Annotated in this window: 20 protein-coding genes; 11 read left to right on the top strand and 9 right to left on the bottom strand. The window is 63.9% G+C overall.

Features of this window, described 5'->3' with window-relative positions; all coding sequences use genetic code 11:
• Positions 1–279: 279 nt before the first annotated feature.
• The 3 genes from AC07P1_RS26910 to AC07P1_RS26920 form a co-directional block, all read right to left on the bottom strand.
• A complete protein-coding gene (locus AC07P1_RS26910; RefSeq protein ID WP_494698726.1) occupies positions 280–1,116 on the bottom strand; it encodes an HDOD domain-containing protein in 837 nt (278 codons plus the stop codon).
• 107 nt (positions 1,117–1,223) lie between these two features.
• Positions 1,224–1,508 (bottom strand): hypothetical protein, encoded by a 285-nt coding sequence (locus tag AC07P1_RS26915; protein WP_494698727.1) that lies wholly within the window; start codon positions 1,506–1,508, stop codon positions 1,224–1,226.
• Positions 1,505–1,933 carry a MarR family winged helix-turn-helix transcriptional regulator gene (locus tag AC07P1_RS26920; RefSeq protein ID WP_494698728.1) on the bottom strand — a complete coding sequence of 143 codons (429 nt, stop codon included), beginning with the start codon at positions 1,931–1,933 and terminating at the stop codon, positions 1,505–1,507. Before AC07P1_RS26920 ends, AC07P1_RS26915 begins: the two co-directional genes overlap by 4 nt.
• Before the next feature lie 131 nt (positions 1,934–2,064).
• Here AC07P1_RS26920 and AC07P1_RS26925 point away from each other — a divergent pair, with 131 nt between their 5' ends.
• A complete protein-coding gene (locus AC07P1_RS26925) occupies positions 2,065–3,015 on the top strand; it encodes a GlxA family transcriptional regulator (RefSeq protein ID WP_494698729.1) in 951 nt (316 codons plus the stop codon).
• Positions 3,016–3,045: 30 nt separating this feature from the next.
• Here AC07P1_RS26925 and AC07P1_RS26930 read toward each other — a convergent pair whose 3' ends face one another.
• Positions 3,046–3,738: a DUF1349 domain-containing protein gene (locus tag AC07P1_RS26930; protein WP_494698730.1), complete on the bottom strand. Its 693-nt coding sequence runs from the start codon at positions 3,736–3,738 to the stop codon at positions 3,046–3,048.
• A 272-nt stretch (positions 3,739–4,010) separates the two neighbouring features.
• Here AC07P1_RS26930 and AC07P1_RS26935 point away from each other — a divergent pair, with 272 nt between their 5' ends.
• The 9 genes from AC07P1_RS26935 (at position 4,011) to AC07P1_RS26975 (ending at position 18,806) form a co-directional block, all read left to right on the top strand.
• Positions 4,011–5,255, top strand: coding sequence for an acetylornithine/succinyldiaminopimelate transaminase (locus AC07P1_RS26935; RefSeq protein WP_494698731.1), 1,245 nt, complete (start codon positions 4,011–4,013; stop codon positions 5,253–5,255).
• Between the two features lie 99 nt (positions 5,256–5,354).
• Positions 5,355–6,407: an arginine N-succinyltransferase gene (locus AC07P1_RS26940; protein WP_494698732.1), complete on the top strand. Its 1,053-nt coding sequence runs from the start codon at positions 5,355–5,357 to the stop codon at positions 6,405–6,407.
• Positions 6,408–6,420: 13 nt separating this feature from the next.
• Positions 6,421–7,479 (top strand): arginine N-succinyltransferase, encoded by a 1,059-nt coding sequence (gene astA / locus AC07P1_RS26945; protein WP_494698733.1) that lies wholly within the window; start codon positions 6,421–6,423, stop codon positions 7,477–7,479.
• A complete protein-coding gene (astD, locus tag AC07P1_RS26950; protein ID WP_494698734.1) occupies positions 7,472–8,968 on the top strand; it encodes a succinylglutamate-semialdehyde dehydrogenase in 1,497 nt (498 codons plus the stop codon). Before astA ends, astD begins: the two co-directional genes overlap by 8 nt.
• Before the next feature lie 9 nt (positions 8,969–8,977).
• A complete protein-coding gene (gene astB, locus AC07P1_RS26955; protein ID WP_494698735.1) occupies positions 8,978–10,315 on the top strand; it encodes an N-succinylarginine dihydrolase in 1,338 nt (445 codons plus the stop codon).
• A 167-nt stretch (positions 10,316–10,482) separates the two neighbouring features.
• Positions 10,483–15,195 (top strand): NAD-glutamate dehydrogenase domain-containing protein, encoded by a 4,713-nt coding sequence (locus tag AC07P1_RS26960; RefSeq protein WP_494698736.1) that lies wholly within the window; start codon positions 10,483–10,485, stop codon positions 15,193–15,195.
• Positions 15,196–15,199: 4 nt separating this feature from the next.
• Positions 15,200–16,201 carry a succinylglutamate desuccinylase gene (locus tag AC07P1_RS26965; protein ID WP_494698737.1) on the top strand — a complete coding sequence of 334 codons (1,002 nt, stop codon included), beginning with the start codon at positions 15,200–15,202 and terminating at the stop codon, positions 16,199–16,201.
• A gap of 110 nt (positions 16,202–16,311) precedes the next feature.
• Positions 16,312–16,824: an EF-hand domain-containing protein gene (locus tag AC07P1_RS26970; RefSeq protein WP_494698738.1), complete on the top strand. Its 513-nt coding sequence runs from the start codon at positions 16,312–16,314 to the stop codon at positions 16,822–16,824.
• 503 nt (positions 16,825–17,327) lie between these two features.
• Positions 17,328–18,806, top strand: a complete 1,479-nt coding sequence (locus AC07P1_RS26975; RefSeq protein WP_494698739.1) for an APC family permease — start codon at positions 17,328–17,330, stop codon at positions 18,804–18,806.
• A 219-nt stretch (positions 18,807–19,025) separates the two neighbouring features.
• On the opposite strand, the gene AC07P1_RS26980 is transcribed toward AC07P1_RS26975, so the two are convergent.
• Both AC07P1_RS26980 and AC07P1_RS26985 read right to left on the bottom strand, forming a co-directional pair.
• Positions 19,026–19,262, bottom strand: a complete 237-nt coding sequence (locus tag AC07P1_RS26980) for a hypothetical protein (RefSeq protein WP_363499897.1) — start codon at positions 19,260–19,262, stop codon at positions 19,026–19,028.
• A gap of 533 nt (positions 19,263–19,795) precedes the next feature.
• Complete coding sequence (locus tag AC07P1_RS26985) at positions 19,796–20,035, bottom strand: hypothetical protein (protein ID WP_494698740.1); 240 nt, start codon at positions 20,033–20,035, stop codon at positions 19,796–19,798.
• A gap of 227 nt (positions 20,036–20,262) precedes the next feature.
• Between AC07P1_RS26985 and AC07P1_RS26990 the strand changes: the two genes are divergently transcribed.
• Complete coding sequence (locus AC07P1_RS26990; RefSeq protein WP_494698741.1) at positions 20,263–21,672, top strand: sensor domain-containing diguanylate cyclase; 1,410 nt, start codon at positions 20,263–20,265, stop codon at positions 21,670–21,672.
• 12 nt (positions 21,673–21,684) lie between these two features.
• Here AC07P1_RS26990 and AC07P1_RS26995 read toward each other — a convergent pair whose 3' ends face one another.
• From AC07P1_RS26995 to AC07P1_RS27005, 3 genes are all read right to left on the bottom strand, one after another.
• The gene (locus tag AC07P1_RS26995; protein ID WP_494698742.1) at positions 21,685–22,602 is read right to left on the bottom strand and encodes an EamA family transporter; all 918 of its coding nucleotides are present in this window, start codon (positions 22,600–22,602) and stop codon (positions 21,685–21,687) included.
• A gap of 18 nt (positions 22,603–22,620) precedes the next feature.
• Positions 22,621–24,789 (bottom strand): FUSC family protein, encoded by a 2,169-nt coding sequence (locus AC07P1_RS27000; RefSeq protein WP_494698743.1) that lies wholly within the window; start codon positions 24,787–24,789, stop codon positions 22,621–22,623.
• A gap of 102 nt (positions 24,790–24,891) precedes the next feature.
• Positions 24,892–26,580 (bottom strand): M14 family zinc carboxypeptidase, encoded by a 1,689-nt coding sequence (locus AC07P1_RS27005; protein ID WP_494698744.1) that lies wholly within the window; start codon positions 26,578–26,580, stop codon positions 24,892–24,894.
• Between the last annotated feature and the right edge of the window lie 14 nt (positions 26,581–26,594).

Genomic DNA, 26,594 nt, shown 5'->3' on the forward strand with positions numbered 1-26,594 from the left:
ATCAGCGTCACTCCGCCTGGCCGCATCTACATCTTCATTATCCAATGGAGATGCGGTACGCTCAATATACGAGGTCCACCATTTCTACACGAACTCGGCGCTATGCGCGTGTCACCGGCGGCCCATCGATGGCGGATTACGGCGTTCCGCCTAATCCGCCCTACGTATACCCGCAGCGGATTTTCGGCCGCGACGCAAGAAGCAAGTTAAAACACGTGGGGCGGAGGAGCGAAGCGTAATCCGCCAAGCGCCGCCAGCGCCGCCGGCATTCACCACGCGTTAGAGCATCAGCACCGCATACAAGGACCGCACTTCGTGCGCCGATTCGACCATGATCGCATGCAAGGTGCCTTCGCCGACGACGAAGTCGATGGTGCGCGCGGCCGGCAACGTGGTGGCGCCCGGCCGCTGATACAGCGGCGACTGCACCGGCGACAAATCATTGGCCAGCAGCAGCGTGTCGCCCAGGGTTTCCGGCGGCAAGGCGCGCAAGCCCCGCCACATCGCCTCGATCGACTGATACACGCCGTCCGGCACGCCCAGCTGGGTCAGCACGCCGCGGCCGATCTCGACCTCGCCATGCTCGACCCAATCCTCCGGCTCGCCTTCCATCACCTCCGGATACGCGCCCGCGCACGACAGCATGTAGAACCCGGCCACCTCGTGCACGATGCCGGCGAACAGCGCCGTGTCCGGGTCGACATGGGTGACGCGGCGCGCGATGACCTGCGCCAGCGCGGCAACGTGCGCCGTGTGTTCCCACAATTGATTGATCTTGGCCTGAAGGACCGGCTCGGTGACCTGGCTGCCGATCTGGCGCACGATCAGCGCCGCGACCAGCGATTGCAAGGTGCGCACGCCGAGCCGCTGGACGGCCGCGCGCACGCTGGAAATTTCAGTACCGGAACGGTTGTAGGCGACCGAGTTGGCGATGGCGACGCTGCGCGCGGCCAGCAACGGGTCTGCCTGGATCAGTTTGGCCGCCGCTTCGACGTGGCAGTCCGGATCGCTCAGCGCCTGCTGCAGCCGCAGCGAGGCGTTGACGTTGGCCGGGAACGTCAGTTCCCCCCGGCTCGCCTGGGCGGCGATGGCTTTGAAGGCGTCGAGTCTGTCCATCAAAAAAATTATACTCCCGAATATTGCTTTGAGGCACTTTTCGGGAAAATACTTTCATGCCGCGCCACACACGCCAACCGCCGCCAGCCGCCCCGCCAGGGGCGGGATTACTGCTGTTCGCTGAAGATGGCGTCGCAGCCTTCGACGATGTCGTCGGAGTCCTGCAGTTCGTCGGTCAGGCCGAGGTCGAACAGCTCCTCGATGGCGTTCATGAAGCTATTGTGCTTGGTGGCGCCGATCAGGCGGTAGATCTCGCCGTCCTCGTTGCGCACGCCGATCAGCAGCTTTTCCTTGCGCACCTCGTCCGGGGTATCGACGTTGAGCAGCAGGTTGCCGATGATGTGTTTGTCGAATTTGGCTGGCTTTTTGCCTTCGAGCAGAGTCGTTTTCAAATGTTTTCCTTGGTTGGGTCGGGGGTGGACGGGCATCCGGGATGGCTGGCCATGATCACAGTTTTGAGCTTGGACAGGTTTTTTTCAAGGGCCGCGAGATCTTCCTCGCGGTAATCCGCAAACAGCATCCTGCCCATCTCCACCATCTTGGGGAAGGCGGCGTTGAACGTCGCCTCGCCGTCGGCCGTCAGGCGGACAAAGAAAGAACGTTTGTCGCAGTCGTTGCGCTGACGCTCCACCAGTCCTTTCTGTTCCAGCCGTTCGATCACGCCGGTCAGCGTGCCCTTGGTGATCAGCGTCTTTTCGCCCAGCTCCTTATACGACATGCCGGGCGTGTTGCCCAGCGTGGCGATAATGTCGAACTGCGGATGCGTCAGACCGCTCCGGCGCGCCCGTTCGCTGGAGAGCCGTTCAAAGCCCTGCATGCATTCCGCCAGCAACCGGATACTTTTCAGATATCGTTCACCCATAGACCGTGATTATAGCCGGTTCGCAATTTGCGGCCCGGGCGGGTACACTATGCGCCACAATAATTCATAACCGATGACGATCCCCGATGTCCTTCGCTAACCTTTCCCCGCTCGCCCAGCAACGCCCCCTGCGCATGCTGCTGGTGAACGCGGGCGAGGCCGATGCCATCACCTGGGCCGGACTGGTGCAGCCGCTGCGCTTGGCCGCGACCATCCTCGGCAAGGATGCCTTGCATCTGGAAACCATGACTCCGGCGCAGGTGGCGCCGGCCCCACCGGGGCAGCACCACCTGGCGCTGCTGGTGGCCGACGAGAACCAGGCGCCGATGGCGCCCGAGCTGAGCCGCGCCGTGATCGAGCGCTGCCGCTCGGCCGACTACTGGGGCGGCGTCGGCGCCGGCGTATTGTGGCTGGCCGAGGCCGGCTTGATGGCGGGTGTGCGCGTCGCGCTGCCGTGGGCGCTGTACGCCGATACCGAGCACATCAACGACCGCGCGATCCTGACCCCGCACTTGTTCGAGCTCGACGGGCGCCACCTGAGCTGCTGCGGCGGCGCCGCCAGCATCGACTTTTCGCTGACCCTGATCGACTGCCTGTTCGGCGCGACGGTGCAGGCCGCCATCAAGGAAGCCCTGTGCATCGAGCGCGTGCGCGGCCACGAGGAGCGCCAGCGGGTGGCGTTGCAGGCCCGCTTCGGCGCCCTGCAGCCGCGCCTGTCCGAGGCGGTCACCTTGATGGAAACCAATATCGAAGAGCCGCTGTCGACCGACGACATCGCCAACCTGGTCGGGCTGTCGCGCCGCCAGCTCGAGCGCCTGTTCAAGCAATACCTGAACAGCCTGCCGTCGCGCTATTACCTGGAGCTCAGGCTGCAACGCGCGCGGCAACTGCTGCTCGACACCAACCACTCGATCGTCCAGGTCGGGCTGATGTGCGGCTTCTCGTCCGGCTCGCATTTTTCGACCGCCTTCGGCGCGCTGTTCGGCAACACCCCGCGCGAGGAGCGCCAGCGCAAGCTGGCCAACCGGCCCGCCTGAGCCACCCGTCCGGCCGGTGTTGAAGTTGCTTTACTCCCCTTGCCAGAAGTCCTTGAACGTGGCGTTGCGGAACTTGATGTCGGAGAATTGCGCGCTGAACCCGTCGCCGGCCGGCGATTGCGACGAGAAGCCGACTTTCGCGGTGGCCGCCCCCGGCAGGCTGAAGCTGCGCACCATGCTCCAGTCGCGCCCGTCCGGCGAGGTGTAGAACACGAACATGTCCTTGCGCCGCAGCACTTTCAGGAAGACCGCGCCGCCCGGGCGCACGCCATGGTGGGCGTCGTCGCCGACGCCCTTGGCGACGGTGGACGAGATGCCCGCCGCGCCGGTCTTGGCGAACTCGAACAGCAGCTTGCCCCAGTTGGCCTTGTCGTTGTAGACGATCAGCGCGCCGCCGTTGAACGCATGGTTGACGCCGGCGGTGACCTTGGCCGAGAAGATGAAGTCGCCGACCGGCTGGAACAGCACGCGCGGCGTTTTGTCGGCGATCTCGGTGCCGTCCGTGTTGGCGTATAGATCGGTGCCTTTTTTGGCCTGCAACACCAGCGCCTTGTCCTTGACGCTGGCCGCGCCCAGGTCGAGCTGCGATTCGAGCGCGAACGGCAGCGTGTCGATCGCCAGCTGGCCGTCCTTGAGCGTGGCCTCGCTGGCGTGCGCCTGCGCCGCCATCAGCGCCGCCGCCATGGCAACCGCGCCGAGTACGAATTTCTTATCTTGCAACATGATGATGCCTTCCGTTGTGGTTGGCGTCCGCGCGCCCAGGGCCGCCTTCCGGGAATGGAAGCGCTCCCATATGTTAAAAGAAAAATAACATAAGGAGTGTTGCGATGTCAACAAAAGATGGCGCTTCTCCTATGGCGCGGCCGTCGGGCTACGTGGCGAATTTGAAAATGCCTGTCGCGTATCCGAAAGAAGCGTTTTGCCGTCCTGCCTATAATGGCGCAACGTCAGCGGATTTCTGCTGGTCGCCCCACTAAACATTGATAGGGAATGCCATGAACGCCAAGCTAGATACGACCGTAACGACCCGTCCTGTGACTCGTCAGACTTTTGATGAAGTCCTGGTGCCTACCTACGCACCCGCAGCGATGGTTCCGGTCCGAGGCGCTGGCCTGGACCTGTGGGACCAGAATGGCAAACACTATCTGGACTTCACGTCCGGCATCGCCGTGGCCTCGCTGGGCCACTGCAACCCGATCGTGGTCGAGGCGCTGACCCGCCAGGCCAACACCCTGTGGCACCTCGGTAACGGCTACACCAACGAGCCGGTGCTGCGCCTGGGCACCGCGCTGACCGAAGCGACCTTCGCCGACCGCGCCTTCTTCTGCAACTCCGGCGCGGAAGCCAACGAGGCGGCGCTGAAGCTGGCGCGCAAATACGCGCACACCAAATTCGGCGCGCACAAATCGCGCATCATCTCGTGCTACCAGTCGTTCCACGGCCGCACCTTGTTCACCGTATCCGTCGGCGGCCAGTCGAAGTACACCGAAGGCTTCGAGCCGCTGCCGCCGTCGATCGACCATATCGTCTATAACGATATCGAAGCGGCGCGCGCCGCCATCGGCGACGACGTCTGCGCCGTCATCGTCGAACCGCTGCAAGGCGAGGGCGGCGTGGTCCCGGCCGACAAGGCCTACCTGCAGGAGCTGCGCGACCTGTGCACCAAGACCGGCGCGCTGCTGATCTTCGACGAAGTCCAGTGCGGCATGGGCCGCACCGGCGACCTGTTCCACTACATGACCTACGGCATCACGCCGGACGTGCTGACCTCCGCCAAGGCGCTGGGCAACGGCTATCCGATCGGCGCCATGCTGACCACCCACGAACTGGCCGCGACCCTGGGCGTCGGCTCGCACGGCACCACCTACGGCGGCAACCCGCTGGCCGCGACCGTGGCGCTGACGGTGCTCGAGACGATCAACCAGCCGGCCTTCCTGGCGCGGGTGAAGGAAGCCGGGGCCAAGCTGCGCGGCACGATGGAAAAGCTGATCGCCGACTACCCGCAAGTGTTCACGCAGGTGCGCGGCGCCGGCCTGTTGCTGGGCATGGTCGTCACCGACGCCTGGAAGGGCCGCTCGAAGGATATCCAGAAGGCCGCCGAAGCCAATGGCTTGATGGTGCTGATCGCGGGCATGGATGTGGTGCGCCTGGCGCCGGCGCTGATCGTCTCCGACGCGCAGATCGCTGAAGTCGACCGCATCCTGCGCCTGTCGCTGGACGGCATGATCGCCGCAGCCTAGGAAGTACTTGCGGCGGACCTGGTTCCGCCGCTGTTCATTTGGGACCCGGCGCATTCCGATGCGCCGGGTCGCTTGCGTTGAATTACCGAAGGAGCTCCCATGTATGTAGTCCGTCCGGTCGAACTTGCGGATATCGCTGCCCTCGAAGCACTGGCGGCGGTGCCCATGCCGGGAGTGCATACCCTGCCGAAGACGCGCGAGAAAATCCTCGCCATGATCGAGCGTTCGATCGCGTCGTTCGCCGCCCACGTGGATATCCCGAGCGAAGAGGCGTATCTGCTGGTGCTCGAGTCGTTGGGCGATGGGTCGCCGGCCGATAAAACCATCGTCGGCACCGCCGCGATCTTCGCCGCCGCCGGCTCCAACGGCACCTATTTCTCGTTCCGCAACGACGTGATCCAGCAGGTGTCGCGCGACCTGAACATCAGCCACAGCGTGCACGCGCTGACGCTTTGCTCGGAGCTGACCGGCTATTCGCAGCTGTCCAGTTTTTACGTCGGCGAGCGCGAATACGGCACGCCGGAGGCGGCGCTGCTGTCGCGCGCGCGGCTGATGTTCGCCGTGCTGGCGCCGCACCGCTTCTCCGACCGCTTCTTCGTGCCGCTGGCCGGCGTGACCGACGACGCCGGCGGCTCGCCGTTCTGGGACGCGCTGGGCCGTAAGTTCTTCCAGATGGATTTCCTCGACGCCGAACGCGTGATCGGCGGCGCCCGCAACCGCACCCTGATCGTCGAGCTGATGCCGCACTATCCGGTCTACGTGCCGCTGCTGCCGGGAGACGCGCAGGCGGCCATGGGCCAGATCCATCCGTCGGGCGAGCTGGCGTTCAACCTGCTGACGGCCGAAGGCTTCGAGGCCGACGATTACATCGACATCTTCGACGGCGGTCCGATCCTGCAGGCGCACAAGAATTCGCTGCGCACCTTCAGCGGCGCGCTGCAGCGCCGCGTCGGCACCGCGCCGGAGTCGCGCGACCGTGGCCGCGAACCGCAGCTGCGCTACGCGGTGTCGTCGGGCGCCGAGCATAACTTCCGCGCCGTGATCACCCATTGCGCCGCGCTGGAATCGCAAGTCACCGCCGCGCTGCCGGCCGATGTGCTGGAAGCGCTGCAAGTCGCCGACGGCGACACCGTCATCTGCGTCAGAATCTGAGAGTGGACAACCTATGCTAGTAGTACGCGCAATCAAAGCCGACGACCTCGACGCCCTGTACGTGATGGCCACCCAGGTCGGCAGTGGCATGACCACCCTCAAGCCGGACATGAAGATGATGGGCGACCGCGTGGCGATCGCCGTCGCCTCGTTCGCCGAAACCATCCCGCCCGAAAAGCGCGACTACATGTTCGTGATGGAGGATACCGACTCGGGCCGCCTGGCCGGCGTGTGCGCGATCAAAGGCGCGGTCGGGCTGAACGAGCCGTTTTATAACTACCGCATCGGCACCCTGGTGCATTCGAGCCGCGAGCTTGATGTGTTCACGCGCATGGAAACGCTGTACCTGTCGAACGACCTGACCGGCAGCACCGAACTGTGTTCGCTGTTCCTGCACCCGGACTACCGCACCGGCAACAACGGCAAGTTGCTGTCGAAAAGCCGCTTCCTGTTCATCGCGCAGTTCCCGCATCTGTTCACCGAAAAGCTGATCGCCGAAATGCGCGGCTACCAGGAGGAGGGCGGCCGCTCGCCGTTCTACGAGGGACTGGGCCGCCATTTCTTCAAGATGGATTTCGACCACGTCGACGACCTGACCGCCGTCGGCAAGAAGTCCTTCATCGCGGAGTTGATGCCGCGCCAGCCGCTGTACGTCGCCTATCTGCCGGAGGACGCGCAGCAGGTGATCGGCAAGGTTCACACCTCGACCGCGCCGGCGCGCCGCCTGCTGGAGCAGGAGGGTCTGTACTTCGAAGGCTACGTCGACATCTTCGACGCCGGGCCGGTGCTGCAGGCGCGCGTGTCGGAGCTGCGCGCCATGCGCGACAGCACGCTGGCCGAAATCGGTCCGGTCTCCGATCTGGCCTCGGCGTGCGCGCCGGAGGCGCCGGCGGATGAACCGATGCTGGTGTCGAACACCACGCTGAGCGATTTCCGCATGATCCTGTCGCAGTCGGTGCCCGTCAACGGCACCCTGGAGCTGCCCGTCGCGGAGCAGGACGCCTTGTGCTGCAAGGCCGGCGATACCGTCCGCACCCTGACTCTCAATTTGAGGAAGAATCCCCATGTTTAACGCATCGCCCAACGCATCGAACACCGCACTCAGTAACTTCATCAACGGCGAATGGCTGCCGGGCAGCGGCGCCGAAATTTCGACCATCGATCCATCGAACGGCCAGCAGACCTGGGCCAGCAATGAATCGATGCCGCAAGACGTGGCGCAAGCCTGCGCCGCCGCGCGCGAGGCCTTCGAAGCCTGGGCGTTGACGCCGCTGGACGAGCGCATCGCCGTCTGCACCCGTTTCCGCGACCTGCTCAAGCAGGATGCCGAGGCACTGGCGCTACTGATCTCCGAGGAAGTGGGCAAGCCGCTGTGGGAAGCGCGCACCGAAGTGGCGACGATGGCCAACAAGATCGATATCTCGGTGCAGGCCTATGGCGCGCGCACCGGCGAGTCGCACAACAAGGTCGCCGACGGCGAGGCGGTGCTGCGCCACCGTCCGCACGGCGTGTTCGGCGTTTTCGGTCCGTATAACTTCCCCGGCCACCTGCCGAACGGCCATATCGTGCCTGCGCTGATCGCCGGTAACACGGTGGTGTTCAAGCCGAGCGAATACGCGCCGCGCACCGCCGTCAAGACCGTGCAGCTGTGGGAACAAGCCGGCGTGCCGAAAGGCGTGATCAATCTGGTCAACGGCGGCCGCGATACCGGCGTCGCGCTGGGCCAGAATTCGCTGCTCGACGGCGTGCTGTTCACCGGCAGCTGCCAGACCGGCTCCGCGCTGCACAAGCAGTTCGGCGGCCAGCCGGGCAAGATGCTCGCGCTGGAAATGGGCGGTAACAATCCTCTGGTGATCTGGGACGTCAAAGATATCGACGCCGCCGTTTTCATGGCGATTTCGTCGGCCTTCATTTCGGCCGGCCAGCGCTGCACCTGCGCGCGCCGCCTGATCCTTCCGGCCGGCGCGGCGGGTGATGCGATCGTCGCGCGCCTGGTCGACGTGGCCAGCCGCCTGACCATCGGCGCCTCGAATGCCGAACCGGCGCCGTTCATGGGCCCTGTCGTGTCGTCGGCGGTGGCCAAACGCCTGGTGCGGGCGCAGGAGGACATGGTGTCCAAGGGCGGCAAGCTGCTGCTGGAGATGCGCCATCTGGACGCCGCCAGCGGCTTCGTCTCGGCCGGCATCGTCGATGTCACCGACGCCGAGGGCATCCCGGATGAAGAGTGGTTCGGTCCTCTGCTGCAGGTGATCCGCGTGGCCGATTTCGACAGCGCCATCAACGCCGCCAACGCCACCGAGTTCGGCCTGGCGTCGGCGCTGATCTCGAACGACGAAAACCTGTGGAAGATCTTCCAGGTGCGCGCACGCGCCGGCATCGTCAACTGGAACCGTCCGACCACGGGAGCCGCCAGCACCGCGCCGTTCGGCGGCGTCGGCAAATCGGGCAACCATCGTCCGAGCGCCTACTACGCGGCCGACTACTGCGCCTATCCGGTGGCGTCGATCGAAAACAATGTACTTGAAATGCCTGCGAAGCTTTCGCCGGGCATGCACTTCTAAGGATCTGAAATGCGCGCACGCGAATTCAACTTCGACGGCCTGGTAGGTCCATCGCATAACTACGCCGGTCTGTCGTTCGGCAATGTGGCTTCGTTCAGCAACGTCAAGAGCGCGTCCAACCCCAAGCTGGCGGCGTTGCAGGGGCTGGCCAAGATGCGGGCGCTGGCAGCGCGCGGTTTTGGCCAGGCTTTGCTGCCACCGCAGGACCGGCCGAACTTCCGCCTGCTGCGCAGCATCGGTTTTACCGGCAGCGATGCGGATGTGCTGGCGAAGGCGGCCAAGGAAGCGCCGGTGATCCTGGCGTGCGCGTATTCGGCCTCGCCGATGTGGACCGCCAACGCTGCGACGGTCAGCCCGTCCGCCGACAGCGCCGACGGCCGCACGCATTTCACCGCCGCCAATTTGAACAACAAGCTGCATCGCGCTTTCGAGCACGCGCAGTCGGCGCGCAGCCTGCGCGCCATCTTCCACAATATCGACCACTTCGCGGTGCATGATGCGCTGCCCGGCACGCCGGCTTTCGGCGACGAGGGCGCGGCCAATCACACCCGCCTGTGCAAGGACCACGGCAGCGCGGCGGTCGAGATGTTTGTGTATGGCCGCACCGAGTTCGACGCGTCGGCGTCGGCGCCTAAGAAGTATCCGGCGCGGCAAACGCTGGAGGCTTCGCAGGCCGTCGCGCGTTTGCACGGCCTGTCGGCCGAGCGCACCGTTTATATCCAGCAGAACCCGGACGTGATCGACCAGGGCGTGTTCCACAACGACGTCATCGCGGTGGGCAACGGCAATGTGCTGTTCTATCACGACCAGGCGTTCGCCGACGAAGCGGGCAGCCTCGATCAACTGCGCCGGGCGATGGACGGCGTTGGCGCGGAGTTGAACGCGATTCGCGTCGACACCGGCGCGGTGTCGGTGGCCGATGCGGTGGCCAGCTATCTGTTCAACAGCCAACTGCTGTCCAAGGACAACGGCAAGATGGCGCTGGTGATCCCGCAGGAGTGCGAGGAGAACGCCGCCGTCGCCGCGTACCTGCAAGGACTGGTCGCCAGCGGCAACGCGGTCGACGAGCTGATTCATTTCGATCTGCGCCAGTCGATGCGTAACGGCGGCGGGCCGGCGTGCCTGCGCCTGCGCGTGGCGCTGACCGATGCCGAAGCGGCCGCCATGCATCAAGGCGTGGTGATGACCGAGGCGCTGTATCACACGCTGGTGGCGTGGGTGGAGAAGCACTACCGCGACCGGCTCGATCCGTCCGACCTCGCCGATCCTTCATTGGCGATCGAAGTGCACACCGCGCTGGAGGACTTGAGCCGGATTCTTGGACTGCCAAACCTCTACGATTTTTAAAATTGAGACGCTCGAATAATCGTGCTCCATTGATTCGATTTGTAATGCACTATTTCGTCCCCATCTGGTTTAATAGTGCCCGTATCGCCCGACCCTACGCCGCGTAGCCACAAGCCGGCGCGGCGTCCTGCAACATAAAATACTCATAACGTATTGGAGAAGCAACGATGAAACAAATGCCACAAGACCTGCGCGTTCAGACGCTGGATTTGATCAACGCCAGCAAGCCGGCCAGCGACACCAGCCAAGTCCCCGCGCTCATCAGCGCCTGGCTCGGTTCACTGGACGACGAAGACCTGACCGGCACCGTGCCCGGTAGTTTGGCGCCGGTTTTGTGGGACGGTTTCACGCAAGCCTCCAAGCGCGCCGGCGGCGGTGCGCAAATCGCCAAGCTGCGCTACGAAGATGGCCGCGGCGGCATGGCCACCGCGCTGCTGATCCTCAACGACGACATGCCATACCTGGTCGATTCGATCGTCATGGCCATGCGCAAACTGCGCATCGTCGCCAACGGCGTATTGAACTCGGTGCTGCCGGTCGCCCGCAACGCCGAAGGCGTGATCACCGCCGTCGGCCAGAGTGGCGACAAACTCGAATCCTACGTCCTGTGCCTGCTGGCCGACGATTTGTCGGAAGCGGAACTGGGGATGCTGGTCGACCGCATCGAGATGGTGTCGCGCGACGCCGCCGTGGTCCGCCGCGACAAGGCCGCGATGCAGGAACACTTCAGCCGCATCGGCGCCGAGGCGGCCGCCAACGGCGAAGAGGGCCAGGAAGTCGCCGCCTTCCTGGAGTGGGCGCGCACCGAAGGCTTCGAGCCGTTCGGCTACGCCTACTACCAGGTCAAACCGGGCGTGCGCGAGCTGGAACGCGACATCCCGAGCCGCATCGGCGTGCTGCAGGACACCACGCACCCGGTCTACGGCACCTGCCTGGCCAACATCCCCGGCGACTTCGACACGCTGTCGAAACGCGCGCACACGCTGTCGATCGTCAAGGCCGACGTCGAAGGCACCTTGCACCGCGACCAGGCGCTGGACTTCATCGGTATCCGCCATACCGATCCGCAAGGCGCCATCCTCGGCGAATACTGCTTCGTCGGCCTGTTCACCCGCGCCGCCACGGCCACGCCGCTGAACCGCCTGCCGTTCGCGCGCGGCCGCATCGCCAAGGTGCTGAGCATTGCCGGCGTGCGCCAGGAAGGCTTCCGCGCCGAGAAATTCATCGAGATCCTCGAATCGCTGCCACGCACCGAAGCGCTGGAAGCCGAGCCGGAATGGCTGGCCGAAGTCTGCGGCGCCGTCGTCTCGCTGTACAAGCAGCCGCGCACCAAGGTGTTCGCCCGCCGCGACGTCTACGCGCGCCACCTGAATGTGCTGGTGTACCTGCCGCGCGAGCGTTACAGCGCAAGCGTCGCCTCCGCGCTGGCGAAGGCGCTGCAAGCCAGTTCCGGCGCCCATCACGTCAGCTCGCAGACCCTGGTGGCCGACGGCCCGTTGGCCCGCGTGTACCTGATCGCCCACGGCGCGCGTTATCCGCTGGATCTGGAAACCGATATCCAGCAACCGCTGTTGTCGGTCCTCGACGGCTGGCATGACAGCTTCTCGAAGCTGGCGGACGCCGTCTCGAACGTTCCGATGCGCGCCCACCTGCGCAAAATGTGCGCGACCCTGCCGACCGATTACGTCGCCTCGACCCCGCCCGTCGCCGCCTTCTACGACCTGCAAACCATTTTGCAGAACACCGATCCGTCGCGCGTCGACGTGCGCGTGGACGCGGCGGCCGACGCCACCACCATCCGCCTGTACTCGGTGGACCGCGTGCCGTCGCTGTCGACCATCCTGCCGGCGCTGCACAATGCCGGCGTGGCCATCGACCGCGAACAGGCGCACTCGATCCGCATGGACGGCAAGCGCCACTTCGTCACCAGCCTGTCGGTCGATGAAGCCAGCGCCGCCAGCCTGGCCAAGCCGGAAGTGATTCCGGTCGCGCAGGAGCTGTTCGCGTCGCTGTTCAACAACGAAGCCGAAGACGGCCGCCTGAATGGCCTGGTCATCGAAGGCGGCTTGAGCCTGCGCCAGGTGCAACTGGTGCGCGCCTACATGAGCTACTGGCGCCAGACCGGCAGCCAGTTCTCGGTGCGCTACATCGCCGAGACGCTGCGCAAGCAGCCGGCCATCGTCAAGCAACTGGTGGACGCCTTCCTGCAGCGTTTCAATCCCGCGCTGGACCAAGCCACCCGCGAAGCCGCGCTGGAATCGCTGGCCGCCATCAAGGGCCGCCTGCCGTCGATCAACCACGCCGACAGCGAAGAAGTGCTGGGCGCCCTGACCGACCTGATGACCGCGACCCTGCGCACCAACTACTTCCAGAACAATCAAAAGGGCGACAAGATCATCTTCAAGTTCGACACCAGCAATCTGTCGCTGGTGCCGGAGCCGCGTCCGTTCCGCGAGATCTTCGTGTTCTCGCGCCGCTTCGAAGGCGTGCACCTGCGCGGCGGCCCGGTCGCCCGTGGCGGCTTGCGCTGGTCGGACCGCATGGAAGACTACCGCACCGAGGTCCTGGGCTTGGTGAAGGCGCAGATGGTGAAGAACGCCGTTATCGTGCCGGCCGGCGCCAAGGGCGGCTTCGTGTGCAAGCAGATGCCGAAGGACGCCGTGCGTGAAACCATCGCGGCCGAAGGCGAAGCGGTCTACCGCCTGTTCATCTCCAGTCTGCTGGAAATGACCGACAACCGCGTGCTGGGCAAGATCGTGCCGCCGGCGGATACCGTCTGCTACGACGGCGCCGATCCGTACCTGGTGGTGGCCGCCGACAAGGGCACCGCGACCTTCTCCGACATCGCCAACGGCATCGCCGTGCAGCGCGGCTTCTGGCTGGGCGACGCCTTCGCGTCGGGCGGCTCGAACGGCTACGACCACAAGAAGATGGGCATCACCGCCAAGGGCGCGTTCGAAGCCGTCAAGCGCCACTTCTACGAAATGGACCACGACATCCACGCCACCCCGGTGACGATGGTCGGCGTGGGCGACATGTCGGGCGACGTATTCGGCAACGGCGCGCTGCTGTCGCGCAAACTGCAGATCATCGCCGCGTTCGACCACCGCCACATCTTCCTCGACCCGACGCCGGACATGGAAAAATCCTTCGTCGAGCGCGAGCGCATGTTCGCGCTGCCGCGCTCCTCGTGGGACGACTACAACAAGGAACTGATCTCGGCGGGTGGGGGCGTTTATCCACGCACCTCGCGCACGATAGAGCTGTCGCCGCAGATCCGCGCCGCGCTGGACATCGAGGAAACCTCGCTGCCGCCGGAGGAACTGATGCACCGCATCCTGAAGGCGCCGGTCGACCTGTTCTACAACGGCGGTATCGGCACCTACATCAAGGCGTCGACCGAATCGCACGCGCAGGTCAAGGACCGCGCCAACGACAACATCCGGGTCGACGGCAACCAGCTGCGCTGCAAGGTCGTCGCCGAAGGCGGCAACCTGGGCGCCACGCAAGCGGGCCGTATCGAATTCGCGCTGGCCGGCGGCCGCATCTTCACCGATGCGATCGACAACTCGGCCGGTGTGGATTGCTCCGACCATGAAGTGAACGCGAAGATGTGGCTGGACGTGGAAATGAACGCCGGCCTGCTGACCGAGGCGGACCGCAATCGCACCTTGAATGAAATGACCGCCGACATCGAGCGCCTGGTCCTGCGCGACAACACGCTGCAAACGCAGTTGCTGGTGCGCGAGGCGCAGGCGCAGACCGACGCCGCGGTGCAAGACGGTTACGCCTCGCTGATCGCCTTCCTGGAAGAAGAGGGCGCGCTGTCGCGCGATCTGGAGCAGCTGCCGTCGGTGGCCGAACTGGCGCGCCGCAAGGCCGACGGCCGTGGCTTGACGACGCCGGAACTGGCGGTCGTCATCGCCAACGTCAAGAACCGCTACAAGCGCATCCTGTCGGCGCTGCCGCTGACGGAAAACAGCTGGGCCGAATCGGTGCTCAAGCCGTACTTCCCGGACCTGCTGGTGGCGACGCGTCCGGCGCTGGCGCACCCGCTGGCCAACGCCATCCTGGCGACCGTGCTGGCCAACGAATCGGTCAACCGTTGCGGCCCGCTGATGCTGCGCCAACTGGCCGGCGAACATGGCGTGGACGAAGCGGACGTCATCCTGGCGTGGGGCCAGGCATGGTCCGCGCTGAACCTGGCGCCGATCTTCTCGACCCTGGACGCCGACGCGCTGAAAGTGCCGCGCGCCGTCTCGATCAAGGTCGATGGCCGCACCCGCGTGCTGCAAAAAGCCGTTATCGAAGGCGCGCTGACGGTGCCCGCCGACCAGTTGAAGGACGGCGTGGCCGAGTTGACCCGCCTGTTCGCCAAGCCGGAGACGCTGGTCCAACTGAGCTCCGACGACGGCCAGTCCGATGCCGAGCTCACCGCCGGCCTGCGTCCGGAATTCGTCGCCGCCTGGAAGGCGGTCGACGCGATCGAATCGGTGGCGGCGTTTGTGTTCGCGGCGCTGTCGGTCACGCGTCCGGCCGGTATGGACTTGCCGGCCTTCTTGCAAGTCGGCCTGGCGCTGCGCGCGCAGGTTGGTATCGACACGCTGGAACGCGGCCTGAAGTTGCCGGCCACCAGCCGTTCGCAGGAACAGCTGCGCAGCTACGCGCAGAACGCGCTGCGCCGCACGCAGCAACGCCTGTTGTCGCAGGTGCTGCAGCATGCCACCGGCGACCATACGGGGGCGGAGGCGGTCGAGGTGGTCGCCAACACGCTTGGCCTGTCCGGCTACGCGGTGGCGACCGATCTGGAACAGGCGATGCTGGACGTGTGGGCGCTGTCCGAGGCGACCAACTCCGGCAACACCACGCTGGCGGTGTAGGCGTATGAGCGAGCGTATCGACGCTTTGCCGACAGCTTTACCGGAGGCGGTGCGTGCGCTCGCCGAAGCCGATTTCAGCGCCGTGGCGCGGCGCTTCTCGGCTGCCGGCTTCGCTGTCACGCAGCCGGCCGACGGCATCCTCACCATCAAGGGGGCGGGCGACCGTCCCGCGATGCTGATCTCCGTCGGTGTGCACGGCGACGAGACCGGGCCGATCGAGATGGTCGCCTACCTGTTGGACGCCTTGTCGCGGCAACCGCAGGCGCTGGCAGTCAATCTGATGCTCTGCGTGGGTAACATCGGCGCCATCCGCGCCGGCAAGCGCTTTATCGACGCGGACTTGAACCGCATGTTCCGCGCCGAACGCGGCACCCTGGCCGGCACCGCCGAAGCCACGCGTGCCGACGTGATGATCGCCGCCACCACGGCCTTTTTCAGCGACGCGGGGCCGGTGCGCTGGCATCTGGACCTGCACACGGCCATTCGGCCGTCGGTGTACCCGACCTTCGCCATCGTCCCCGAGATCATCGCCGAGCATACGCGGCGCGCGTTGATTGAATGGTTGGGCCTTGCCGGTATCGGCGCGGTGATCATGAATCCGGCCTCGGTCGGCACTTACAGCTATTACTCGGCCGAGCATCATGGCGCCGCCGGCACCACGGTGGAGCTGGGGCGCATCGGTACCCTGGGCCAGAACGATCTGGCGCAATTCGCCGACGCCTCGCTGGCGCTGGACGATCTGCTGCGCGGCGCGCCCAAGCGCGAAGCGAAACAAGCTCCGCATGTCTTCAACACGGCGCGCCAGATCATCAAGTTGAGCGACAAGTTCCAGATGGCGTTCGGGAAGGACACGCACAACTTCACGGCGCTGAAGCAAGGCGAGGAGATCGCCCGCGACGGCGACACCGTTTACACCGTCCAGCATCCGGAGGAGCTGGTGGTGTTTCCCAATCCCGATGTCCGGGTCGGCCTGCGGGCTGGCTTGATGGTGGTTCGGGTCGATTGACCCCTTCGTCTTAACGCCGCTTTACCTCCCTTTACATTCCGCGCACTCATAGTTGGACGATTAAGTACGTTAACAGGTACAGCATTGTCCTTAACTATGGAGTAAGCACTATGACGACAGCAATCAGCGGTATTTCGGGAAGCCCCGGCGCGCAGGCGTTCGACCCTGCCAAGGGTGCGGCGCGTCTCGCCAACAAGGTGTTCGGCGAGATGGATGCCGACAAGGATGGCAAGGTAAAGAAGGAGGAATTCGTTTCCGGCCTGGAGTCGAAAGGCGTGTCTGCCGATGACGCGGCCAAGCAGTTCGACGCGATCGATAAGCAGAAGACCGGTTCGATCACGAAGACGGATCTGGAGACGGCGATCAAAAGCGGCGACTTTGCGCCGCCACGTCCTGCCGAAGGCGGCGCGCCCGCCGCGCAAGGAGGCGGCAAGGCGCAAGGGTCGGGAGGTGGTGGCGGGGCAAGCGCCGCCAGCAGCGCCACCAAGACCTACGAGGCGGCCGACACCAACGAGGACGGCACCGTGTCGCAGCAGGAGGAGCTGGTCTACAGCATCTCGCATCCATCGGAGAGCGCCTCGGACCCCAGCAAAATCGGCGGCAACATCAACGAAATAGCCTGACGGCCAGGGCGTCGAATAAACCGGCATATCACGTAGGGCGGATTAGCGAAGCGTAATCGGCCATGTATGAGTCGTCGGCGGCCCATAAATGGCCGATTACGGCGTTCCGCCTGATCCGCCCTACGTGTATCCGTGGTATCTCGTATATCCTTTAATTACGCGCGATGAGCACCGCCAGAATCGTCGCGGCGACGCCCAACACGGCGACCGCCGCGCCGACGACCGGATGAAAACGCCGCGAGACGGTAGGGATTTTTTGAACCGGCATGGATACTCCTTCTTGTCAGACTGTAATGTTGACTAAGATTAGCGTGCGTCCAGTATCCAATCTATACGTCGGCCTGTATCAAAAGTAAGCAACTGTAACCAAGCCTTGGTGGCGAGTGCGAATAAAGTTGTATTTGTGGCACAAATTACTTTGTGGCGATGGGGCTGGAAAGCCCTATAATCGCTTAGTTTTTTTGCCCCTATTTTCGCCCACACATCTCCCACAAGGATAGCCTGTGAACCAATCGCTGGTCCAGAAACTGACCCGTACCAAGCCGGTCGATACTACAGTTGAACACTTACCAGCTGAGCACACCCCAACCAGCAATGGCCTGCACCGCTCGATCGGCCTGTTCCCGCTGACGATGATCGGCGTCGGCGCCACCATCGGCACCGGCATCTTCTTCACGATGGTCGAAGCCGTGCCCAAGGCCGGCCCCTCCGTCATCCTGTCCTTCCTGATCGCCGCCATCACCGCCGGCCTGACGGCGCTGTGCTACGCCGAGTTGTCGTTCCGCATACCGGCGTCGGGCTCGTCGTACTCGTTCGCATATGCGACCGTTGGCGAATTCGCCGCCTTCATCATGGCCGCCTGCCTGCTGCTCGAATACGGGCTGGCGGCAAGCGCCACCGCCATCGGCTGGTCCGATTACCTGAACAACTTCCTCAACAACGCCTTCGGCTGGCACATCCCGGAGATGCTGCGTTCGCCGATGATCGTCTCCACCGCGCACGGCATTGAGATACGCGGCGGCCACGTCAACCTGCCGCCTATCATGCTGGTCGTGTTCTGCGGCCTGTTGCTGATACGCGGCACCAAGGAATCGGCCACGACCAACGCCATCATGGTGCTGATCAAGCTGGCGATCCTGATCTTCTTCATCGTCATCGCGTTTTCGGGTTTTGACATCAACAACTTCCATCCGTTCTTCAGCCCCGACAACGGCGTGCATTACACCGGCATGGCCGGGGTGACGGCGGCGGCGGCCACGGTGTTCTTCTCGTTCATCGGCCTCGACACCGTCGCCACGGCCGGCGAGGAGGTGCGCAACCCCAAGCGCAACGTGCCGATCGGCATACTGTCGGCGCTGGCGATCGTGACGGTGTTTTATATGCTGGTGGCGGTGGCGGCCATGGGCGCGCAGCCCGCGTCGAAGTTCGCCGGCCAGGAAGCCGGCCTCGCGGTGATCCTGCAAAACGTCACCGGCAAGACTTGGCCGGCGCTGGTGCTGGCGGCGGGCGCGGTGATTTCGGTGTTCAGCGTGACCCTGGTGACGATTTACGGCCAGACGCGGATTCTGTACGCGATCTCCAAGGACGGCCTGATTTCGAAATCGTTCCAGAAAGTGAATGCGAAGACGGCGTCGCCGGTGCAGAACACTTTGATCGTCTGCATCGTCGTCGGTCTGGTGGCGGGTTTTGTTGATGCGACCTTCCTGTGGGACATGGTCAGCATGGGTACGCTGACGGCCTTCATCGTGGTGTCGCTGGCGGTGCCGGTGATGCGCAAGAAGGAAAACGGTAAGGGCGTAAAGGGCTTCCGTGTGCCGTTCGGCCCGTATGTGGTGCCGGGCCTGAGTATCAGCGCCTGTCTGTATCTGATGTTCGGTCTGTCGCTGACGACTTACACGATCTTTATCATCTGGATGTCGGCCGCCGTCGTGACCTACTTCCTGTATGGAATGCGCAATTCGAAATTGAATCTGCTGAAATAACTTATTTAGACTATCCGCTACAAACTGAAAAGCCCCGGCACCGCGTTAGCGGCCGGGGCTTTTTGCTGTGGCGCGCACGGCTTATTCTGCGTCTTGGGTTGGCTTCGAGCCCAGGTACAGGCGCAGTACGATACCGGTTACGGCGATAGCGGCAGGCAGGTTTTCAATGATGGTCAGCATGGTGATTCTCCAGTGAGTAGTTAGTTGAGTGAACCGCGATTAACCGAAACGGGCTGCGATGTAGCGCAGTTCGGCGGCCAGGTTAGGCGAGTGGGCTTCCACGTCTTTAGCGGTGCTGCTCAGCCACCAGATGGTTTCATCGGCGCGTTCGGTGGTCGCTTCTGCAACAGCGGCTGGCTTCCGGGCAAACAGCGCAGCGAACAGTTGACGTACGGCGTTGGCGACATTGCCTGCGTAGTTGGCGTTGGTGTTAGTGTTGAAAGTAGTCGAGTTCATGAGAAGCTCCTGTAAATGTTCAATGTTCGTTTGATGCAGTGCAGTATGCGCCGTTTTCAGAAATAAAAAAAATTTTGATTTGTGATAGTCGCCATTAGTTTTTGGTATAACTTGATGTTTTCCCTATGAAACATCAGTTCTGAGTGGCAATAATTCTGTGAGGATTTTTTTCATGAGGAAGCAGCATTCGGTCATTGGAATGTGTGAATGGCAATAGTGGCTGTGACGCGCCGCCGGGAGTGATGGAGATATGCGCTATGCTGATAGCGGATATCGATTTGATTTGTCAGAACAATGACGGAGGCGGATGGGCGAGCATGGAATACACCGAACAACTACAAAACTAAAAAGCCCCGGCTCCGCGTTAGCGGCCGGGGCTTTTTGCTGCGGCGGGCACGGCTTATTCGGCGTCTTTGCCGGGACGGGCACCCAGATAGAGGCGCAGTACGAGGCCGGACACGGCGATAGCGGCAGGCAGGTTTTCGATAATGGTCAGCATGTGATTCCCCTTAAATAATTGTGTGATACCGCGATCAGCCGAAGCGGGCTGCGATGTAGCGCAGTTCGACGGCCAGCATAGGCGAGCGGGCTTCCAGGTCTTTAGCGGCGCTGCTCATCCACCAGCTGGCTACCTCTACGGGTTCCGCAGTCGCTTCGCTCGTCACTGCGACTGGCTTTCGTGCAAACAGCGCGGCGAACAGTTGACGTACGGCGTTGGCCACATTGCCCGCGTAGTTGGCGTTGGTGTGAGTGTTGAAAGTGGTCGAGTTCATGAGGAGCTCCTTGTAAATGTTCGTTTGATGCAGTGCAGTATGCGGCGCTTTCAGAAATAAAAAAAATTTTAATTTATGATACGTGCCATTCAAATTTTGTATAACCAAGTGTTTTGCCTATGAAACATTCGTTCTGAACGGTAACTTTTTATTGTGGTTTTTTTTCGGGGCTACACTGCCTTGGGCTATTATTGCTGTCCTATTGGCAATAATTGGATGGAGTTGGGATGTCCCTGCGTACGAAATTCATGCTGGCACTGCTGTTGACCGGATTGGCGGCGGTGGCGATGGTCGGCGGGCTCGCCTATGTGGGGATGACCAAGAAAGTCGACACCATTCGGCGAGAGCGGGCGGCGGAGCACTTCTACACCGCCGTGAGCGGATATTTGCACGCCTACGGCAGCTGGCAGGCGGCGATCGCCGTCGAACCCTTCGACAACTATATGCGGCGCTACCAGGATCTGCGCGGGGATCGGCGTCCGCCGCCCGGCGGGCAAGGGCCGGATGACGGGCGTGGCGCGGACCAGGGGCCAAGGCCCGAGCCCGGCGGCGAACCGGAGGCGGACGGTCCGCCGGACGCCAACGCGCGCCTGCCGCAAGCGCCGTTGCCGGGACAGGCGCCGCCGGTCGGCCGCCGCCCGCCACCGCCGCGCACCAATGGCGAGCCGCCGTTCCACTTCATCCTCGCGGATCAGGACTTCCGCGTTCTGCTGGGGGCCGGCGTGTACCGCCATGGCGAGGCGCTGCCGCCCGCCGCGCGCAAGAATGCGCGGCCGATCGAGGTGGACGGGCGCGTTGTCGCCTACGTCTCGCCGGAAGGCGTGATCACGCCGAGCAAACAGGAACTCCAGTATCTGCAGGCGATGCGCGAGGCGCTGCTGGCCGGCGTGACCGGCGCCGCCGCGCTGGCGCTGCTGCTGGGCGTTTTGCTCAGTCGCGGCATGAGCCGCAAGTTAAGCCATCTGACCGGCGCGGTGCGGGCGATGCATGGCGGCTCGCTGCTGCAGCGCGTGCCGGTCGAGGGCCGCGACGAGGTGGCGACGCTGGCCAGCGCCTTCAACGACATGAGCGAGAAGCTGGCCCGCACGCACGAGGAATTGCAGGCCTCGCACCAGACCATCCTGGCGCAGGCCGAGCAAATGCGTGAGCTGAGCGTGCGCGACGCGCTGACGAAGCTGCATAACCGCCGCCATTTCGACGAAAGGGCGACCACGCTGTTCAGCCACGCGGTGCGTCACAAGCAGCCATTCACGATGGTGATCGGGGATATCGACTTCTTCAAAAAGATCAATGACCAGTTCTCTCACGCCACCGGCGACGCCGTGCTGCGCCACGTTGGCGAGATCCTGCGCAGCCACATGCGCCTGAGCGATCTGGTGGCGCGCTACGGCGGCGAGGAATTCGTCCTGGCCTTGCCGGAGACCGAGCTGCCGCAGGCGGCGGCGCTGTGTGACAAGCTGCGCCACATGATAGAGCACTTCCCGTGGCACGAGGTCCATCCCGATCTGAAGGTCACCATGAGCATGGGCGTGTATGCCGACCTGGCGGCGGGGACGGCGGAGGCCATGCTGCAAAAGGCCGATGCGCTGCTGTACCGCGCCAAGCAGACGGGCCGCAACCGCGTCTGCTTCGGCTAGCGCGGTCGCGGGTCAGCTCCGGCGATCGAGCCAGCGGCCGCCGAACATGGTGCACATCAGCGACAGCACGATCAGCGCGATGCCGGCCCATTGCCAGCCGGTGACGACGTCGCCCAGCAGCAGCATGCCGGCGCTGATGCCGACCACCGGCACCCCAAGGCTGAACGGCGCCACGCGGTTGACCGGGTGGCGCTTGAGGAGCCGGGTCCACATGGCGTAGCCGAGGATGGTGGCCATCCAGCCCAGGTAGGCGACCGAGGCCCAGGTGGTCCACGGCGCGCCGGTCCAGTGCCAACGGGTGGCCGGGTCGTCGAACACCAGCGACAGGCCGATGAACGGCAGGATGGGCACCAGGCTGCACCAGACCATGAAGCTGACCACGTCGAATTCCGGCGTGGCTTGCTGCGCGCGGCGCACGACGATATTGGAGGCGGCCCACATCGCCGCCGCCATCAATGTCAGCACGAAGCCGCCGGCGGTGGTGCCGCCCGCGTGGCCAGGTTCCATATAGTTCATGCCGAAGCAGACCAGCCCCACGGCGGCCAGCAGCAACCCGCCCTTCAAGGCGCGGCTGGCGCGCTCGCGCAGCAAGACGAAACCGAAGAGGGCGGTGAAGAACACCTGCGTTTGCAGGATGACCGACGCCAGCGAGGCCGACATGCCGACCTTGAGCGACAGGAACAGCAGTCCGAACTGGCCGACGCCCTGGCACAGGCCATAGGCGATGATCCATTTGACGGGGAGTTTGGGCGGACGCACGATGAGGATCAGCGGCAGCACCGCGAACACATAGCGGGCGGCGCCCAGCTGGAATGGCGTCAGGTCCTTGAGGCCGATCTTCATCGCCACGAAGTTGGTGCCCCAGATCAGGACCACGGCCAGGGCCGAAGCGAGGTCGCGGGTGCTGAATGGGGCGGATGAAGAACTCATCGCCCCATGGTAGCAGTGTTAGGCGACGTTGCGGACGATGGCTTCACTGTGGACGATGATTTTTGCCGCATCGGCCTGCAGCAGGCGGATGCGGCGCTGCACCAAAGGCCAGCCCGACCACGGCACGGCGGTGGTGTCGGCTGCGCCGTGGGCCGGCGCCGGTGGCGCCAGCGCAGGCATAGGCGCCGGCGTCTGGACCGCATGCCGGTCGAGCGCCTGCGACAGGATGCCGACCACTTGAGCATGGCTCTCGTCCAGCATGGCGTTGACCGGCTCTTTCGGCAGCTCCGTCACATGGCGGCGCAGGATCGAGCGCAAGGCCGCCACGTGCGCCACCAGCAGATAGTTTTGCACGATGAACAGGTTGATGTCTTCCACCGCGCGCTGCTTGCTCGAGGGCTCGTCGAGCATGCGCACCAGCGCCGAGCTGAGCGAGGCGAGACTGTCCATCAAGCGTTTGCGCTCGATGCGGTAGGCGAAATCGTCCTTGCCTTTGCCTTGCAGCAGATCGAAGCTGGCCTGCATGTAGCGCAGGTTCACGTCCAGCACTTCGCGGATCAGGCGCGGGAGGGTTTGGTATTCCCAGTTGGCCAGCACGAAGCTGAAGGCTGTCGCCACCGCCGCGCCGATGAAGGTGTCGACCAGGCGCTCCATGATCAGGTCATTGTTCCCCGGCGCGATCAGGTGCATCTGCAGCAGGATCATGATGCTGACCGCGATGGCGGCGTAGCGGTAGCGCAGGTAGATGAAGGTGGGCGTGGCCACCGTCGCCAGCACCAGGATGCCGAGGATGAACGCGGGGTGGTTCAGGTAGCGGATCACCAGCGCGGTGATCACGCAGCCGATGACGGTGCCGATGATGCGGTCGCTGCGGCGCTGCTTGGTCATGCTGAAGCTGGGCTTGAGGATGATCACGATGGTCAGCACGATCCAGTAGCTGTGCGCCGCGTACGGCAGCCACGCGGCCACCGCCAAGCCGACCGAGATCGCCATCGCCACCCGCAGCGAGAAGCGGAAGATCGGCGAATCCATACGCAGGTGCGACAGGATCATGCGCAGCTCGTACTTTTGCTGCGACAGGAACGGCCCCATGTCGGCATCGACCCAGAACGGCGTGGTGTCGTAGGCTTTCTGGCTGGCCTGATGCAGCTCGCCGATCATCTTGATGATGGCGCGGATCTTGTTGCGCTGGGCGCGCAGCACCGCCAAGGCTTCCTGCTGCGGCTTGCCCTCGTCGATACGGCGCTGGATCGCGGCCAGTTCCGCCTCCACGGCGTCCAGCTCCGGCGTGTAGCTGATCTCCGCATACGAGGCCTTCTTGCGGGTGACGTCGTACGCCACCGATTCGATATCGCGCGCGGCCTTGTAGGCCAGGTCGTGCAAGGTGGCGAGCACCGGCGAATCGGCCAGGTGCATGCGCAGCTGCGCGTAGTCGGTGTGGGTCGACAGGATCAGCTCATACAGGTCCAGCATGCAGACGTGGACCTGCACGACGATGGCGTCCTTGCTGTTCTGGTGGGCGCGCAGGATCAGGTCGCGCGAGGCTTGCTGGCGGTCGGCCAGCACGCTTTGATGGCGCACCAGCTTGTTGAATTGTTCGTTCAGGTTGTAGCGGGTGTCGTAGAAGTCGGCCTTGATGTCGATGTAGGCGGCCAGCTCGAACAGCGCCTCGGCCAGCACCTGCTGCTTGATGCGGTGGCGCAGTATCCACGAGATGCCCATCGCGTACGCGAGATAAGCCACCGCGCCCAGCGTGAACAAGCCGGTGTGGATGAACGACTGCTTGACCGTCATCGAGTGTTCCATCGACATGGTCATGATGAACAGCGTGGCCAGTTGCAGCGGCATCGATTTTTTGCCGTAGACGACCATCATGCAGGCGAGGAAGCTGATTATCACCAGCATCGTCATCAACAGCCAGTGCAGCGGCGCGCATAGGCTGATCAGCAAGGTGACGGCGCTGCACAGCAGCACCGAGGCGCTCATCTCGTTGAACTTGTGGCGCAGGGGGCTGGGCATGTCCATCAGCGCGGTGCACAGGGCGCCGATACAGACCGTCATGGCGGTGGCCATGTCGGCGAACTGCAAGGTGATCAGGGTGACGCCGACCAGGCCCGCGGCGAAGCGCAGCCCAAGATAAAAATAATGGCTGTAGAAGAAAGTGCGCAGATTGAGTGCGTAGTGCATGGCTGTGACCTTGTGGGCAGCGGGTGCTCAAATGCTCATGTGCGCGCGGCGGGATCGCCGCCGCGCGCACGGGGAACGCGAAGTTAATTTATCAGGCTGTCTTTAGAAGACCGACAGCACCGGGTAACGGCGCCATTCCGGCTCCGCGTGGCGCTTGCCGTTTTCGAAGATGAAGCCCAACACCTTTTCCTGGTCCGACAGCAGCGCCGGATTGGCGGCCTTCCACGATTCGAACTTGGCCTTCAGTTCCGGCTCCGCTTCGAGCATTTCCAGCGCCAGGTCTTCGAACACGTAGTCGGAGAACGCTTCCTTCTTTTCCAGCACGCTGTTGAAGAAGCCCCAGCGGAAGAAGGAGTCGTGGCCTTGCGGTTCCAGGGTCTCGACGGCGTAGCGGGCGTTGGCCTGCTTGAGCGGGATGAACCAGTCGCCCGGCTGCACGGTGAAGCTACCGGTGCGCGCTTCCAGTTCCACGGCGTCGTGGTACATATGGCCTTCGTAGGCGTGCGGGCGCGAGGTCACGGACGCGATGTGATAGTACTGCGCCTCGATGGTCGACGCTTCGTCGAAGGCCGCCATCTCGACGCCGTTCCACTGCAGGCGCTCGATGGCTTCGCGCCAAGCCTGCGGCACGATGTAGCCCTTCGGCGCACGCACGGTGGCCGCCGGCACGAAGCTGTTGTAGTAGGCGATGTCCTTTTCCCACGGCTCGCTGCGATCGTAGGACAGGCGCTGGTAGTTGCCCAGCAGGCTGGCGCTGCGCTTGGCGGCGTAGCCCTTGAAGCGGAAGGTCGACGGATTGGTTTCATCCATTTTCCAGTTGACGGTCCATGCGCTGGCGTTGGCCGCCTGCTCTTTGGCGTCGGCGCGCAGCGCGCGGATTTGTTCGCCGTGGGCGACGGTGAAGGCCAGCGTCACGTCCAGCAGCGCGCGCATCGAGTCGTAACGGTCCTTGAAAGGCTTGAGCATGTGCGTCTCCGGCATGAAGCCGATGACGTGGTGCAGGGCCGCGAAGCCGGTCGAGAAGCGCGGCACTTCCAGGAATTCGGCGATGCCGTCGTCCGGGCTGTCCTTGACCGGGTTGACGTAGGGGCAGGTGGGCCAGCCCTTCGCTTCCATCTGCGCGTAGATGTGCGGCAGCATGGTCTCGCGCAGGAAGGGGCCGAGGCCGTAGCCCAGCTTGTCCGCCTGCGTGTGGATCAGGGTCATCGTGTACGGATAGTCGGCGCCGTTCGACGTGTGCGTGTCGACCATGACGTCCGGATCCCAGCTGGTCACCAGCTGGTTGAACAGGCGGGCGTTGAGCGTGTCGCACTTGATGAAGTCGCGGTTCAGGTCCAGGTGGCGGCTGTTGCCGCGGAAGCCGAACTGCTCCGGGCCGTCCTGGTTGACGCGCGAGGTGTTGGCGCGGTTCAGTGCGCCGTCGACGTTGTAGAGCGGCACGAACAGCAGCACGGCGTCGCCCAGCGCCGCCAGGCGGGCCGGATCGAAGCACAGGTCGCGCACGATGGCCATGCAGGCGTCCACGCCCTCGGGTTCGCCGGGGTGGATGCCGTTGTTGTTGAAGAAGACGGTGCGGCCCTCGGCCTTGATCTGCGAGCGGTCGAACACGCCGTCCGGGCTGACGATGCCGGCGTGCACCGGGATGCCACCGTCGGACACGCCGATCTGTTCAAACCGCAGCACCTGCGGGAAGCGCTGGGCCAGCTCCTCGTAGAACGCGATACATTCGGTCCACAGGGTGGTTTGATTTTGATTGCCTTTTTCATAAGGCGTCGGCATATCTGGGTGCATGGCAGTCTGGATCT

Source organism: Duganella sp. GW821-FHT07F09 (assembly GCF_059418705.1).

Excerpts from the sequence above, each read along its gene's own strand:
- AC07P1_RS26910 (WP_494698726.1), bottom strand. The coding sequence starts at position 1,116 with ATGGACAGACTCGACGCCTTCAAAGCCATCGCCGCCCAGGCGAGCCGG.
- AC07P1_RS26920 (WP_494698728.1), bottom strand. The coding sequence starts at position 1,933 with ATGCAGGGCTTTGAACGGCTCTCCAGCGAACGGGCGCGCCGGAGCGGT.
- AC07P1_RS26925 (WP_494698729.1), top strand. The coding sequence starts at position 2,065 with ATGTCCTTCGCTAACCTTTCCCCGCTCGCCCAGCAACGCCCCCTGCGC.
- AC07P1_RS26930 (WP_494698730.1), bottom strand. The coding sequence starts at position 3,738 with ATGTTGCAAGATAAGAAATTCGTACTCGGCGCGGTTGCCATGGCGGCG.
- AC07P1_RS26935 (WP_494698731.1), top strand. The coding sequence starts at position 4,011 with ATGAACGCCAAGCTAGATACGACCGTAACGACCCGTCCTGTGACTCGT.
- AC07P1_RS26940 (WP_494698732.1), top strand. The coding sequence starts at position 5,355 with ATGTATGTAGTCCGTCCGGTCGAACTTGCGGATATCGCTGCCCTCGAA.
- astA (WP_494698733.1), top strand. The coding sequence starts at position 6,421 with ATGCTAGTAGTACGCGCAATCAAAGCCGACGACCTCGACGCCCTGTAC.
- astD (WP_494698734.1), top strand. The coding sequence starts at position 7,472 with ATGTTTAACGCATCGCCCAACGCATCGAACACCGCACTCAGTAACTTC.
- astB (WP_494698735.1), top strand. The coding sequence starts at position 8,978 with ATGCGCGCACGCGAATTCAACTTCGACGGCCTGGTAGGTCCATCGCAT.
- AC07P1_RS26960 (WP_494698736.1), top strand. The coding sequence starts at position 10,483 with ATGAAACAAATGCCACAAGACCTGCGCGTTCAGACGCTGGATTTGATC.
- AC07P1_RS26965 (WP_494698737.1), top strand. The coding sequence starts at position 15,200 with ATGAGCGAGCGTATCGACGCTTTGCCGACAGCTTTACCGGAGGCGGTG.
- AC07P1_RS26970 (WP_494698738.1), top strand. The coding sequence starts at position 16,312 with ATGACGACAGCAATCAGCGGTATTTCGGGAAGCCCCGGCGCGCAGGCG.
- AC07P1_RS26980 (WP_363499897.1), bottom strand. The coding sequence starts at position 19,262 with ATGAACTCGACTACTTTCAACACTAACACCAACGCCAACTACGCAGGC.
- AC07P1_RS26985 (WP_494698740.1), bottom strand. The coding sequence starts at position 20,035 with ATGAACTCGACCACTTTCAACACTCACACCAACGCCAACTACGCGGGC.
- AC07P1_RS26990 (WP_494698741.1), top strand. The coding sequence starts at position 20,263 with ATGTCCCTGCGTACGAAATTCATGCTGGCACTGCTGTTGACCGGATTG.
- AC07P1_RS26995 (WP_494698742.1), bottom strand. The coding sequence starts at position 22,602 with ATGAGTTCTTCATCCGCCCCATTCAGCACCCGCGACCTCGCTTCGGCC.
- AC07P1_RS27000 (WP_494698743.1), bottom strand. The coding sequence starts at position 24,789 with ATGCACTACGCACTCAATCTGCGCACTTTCTTCTACAGCCATTATTTT.
- AC07P1_RS27005 (WP_494698744.1), bottom strand. The coding sequence starts at position 26,580 with ATGCACCCAGATATGCCGACGCCTTATGAAAAAGGCAATCAAAATCAA.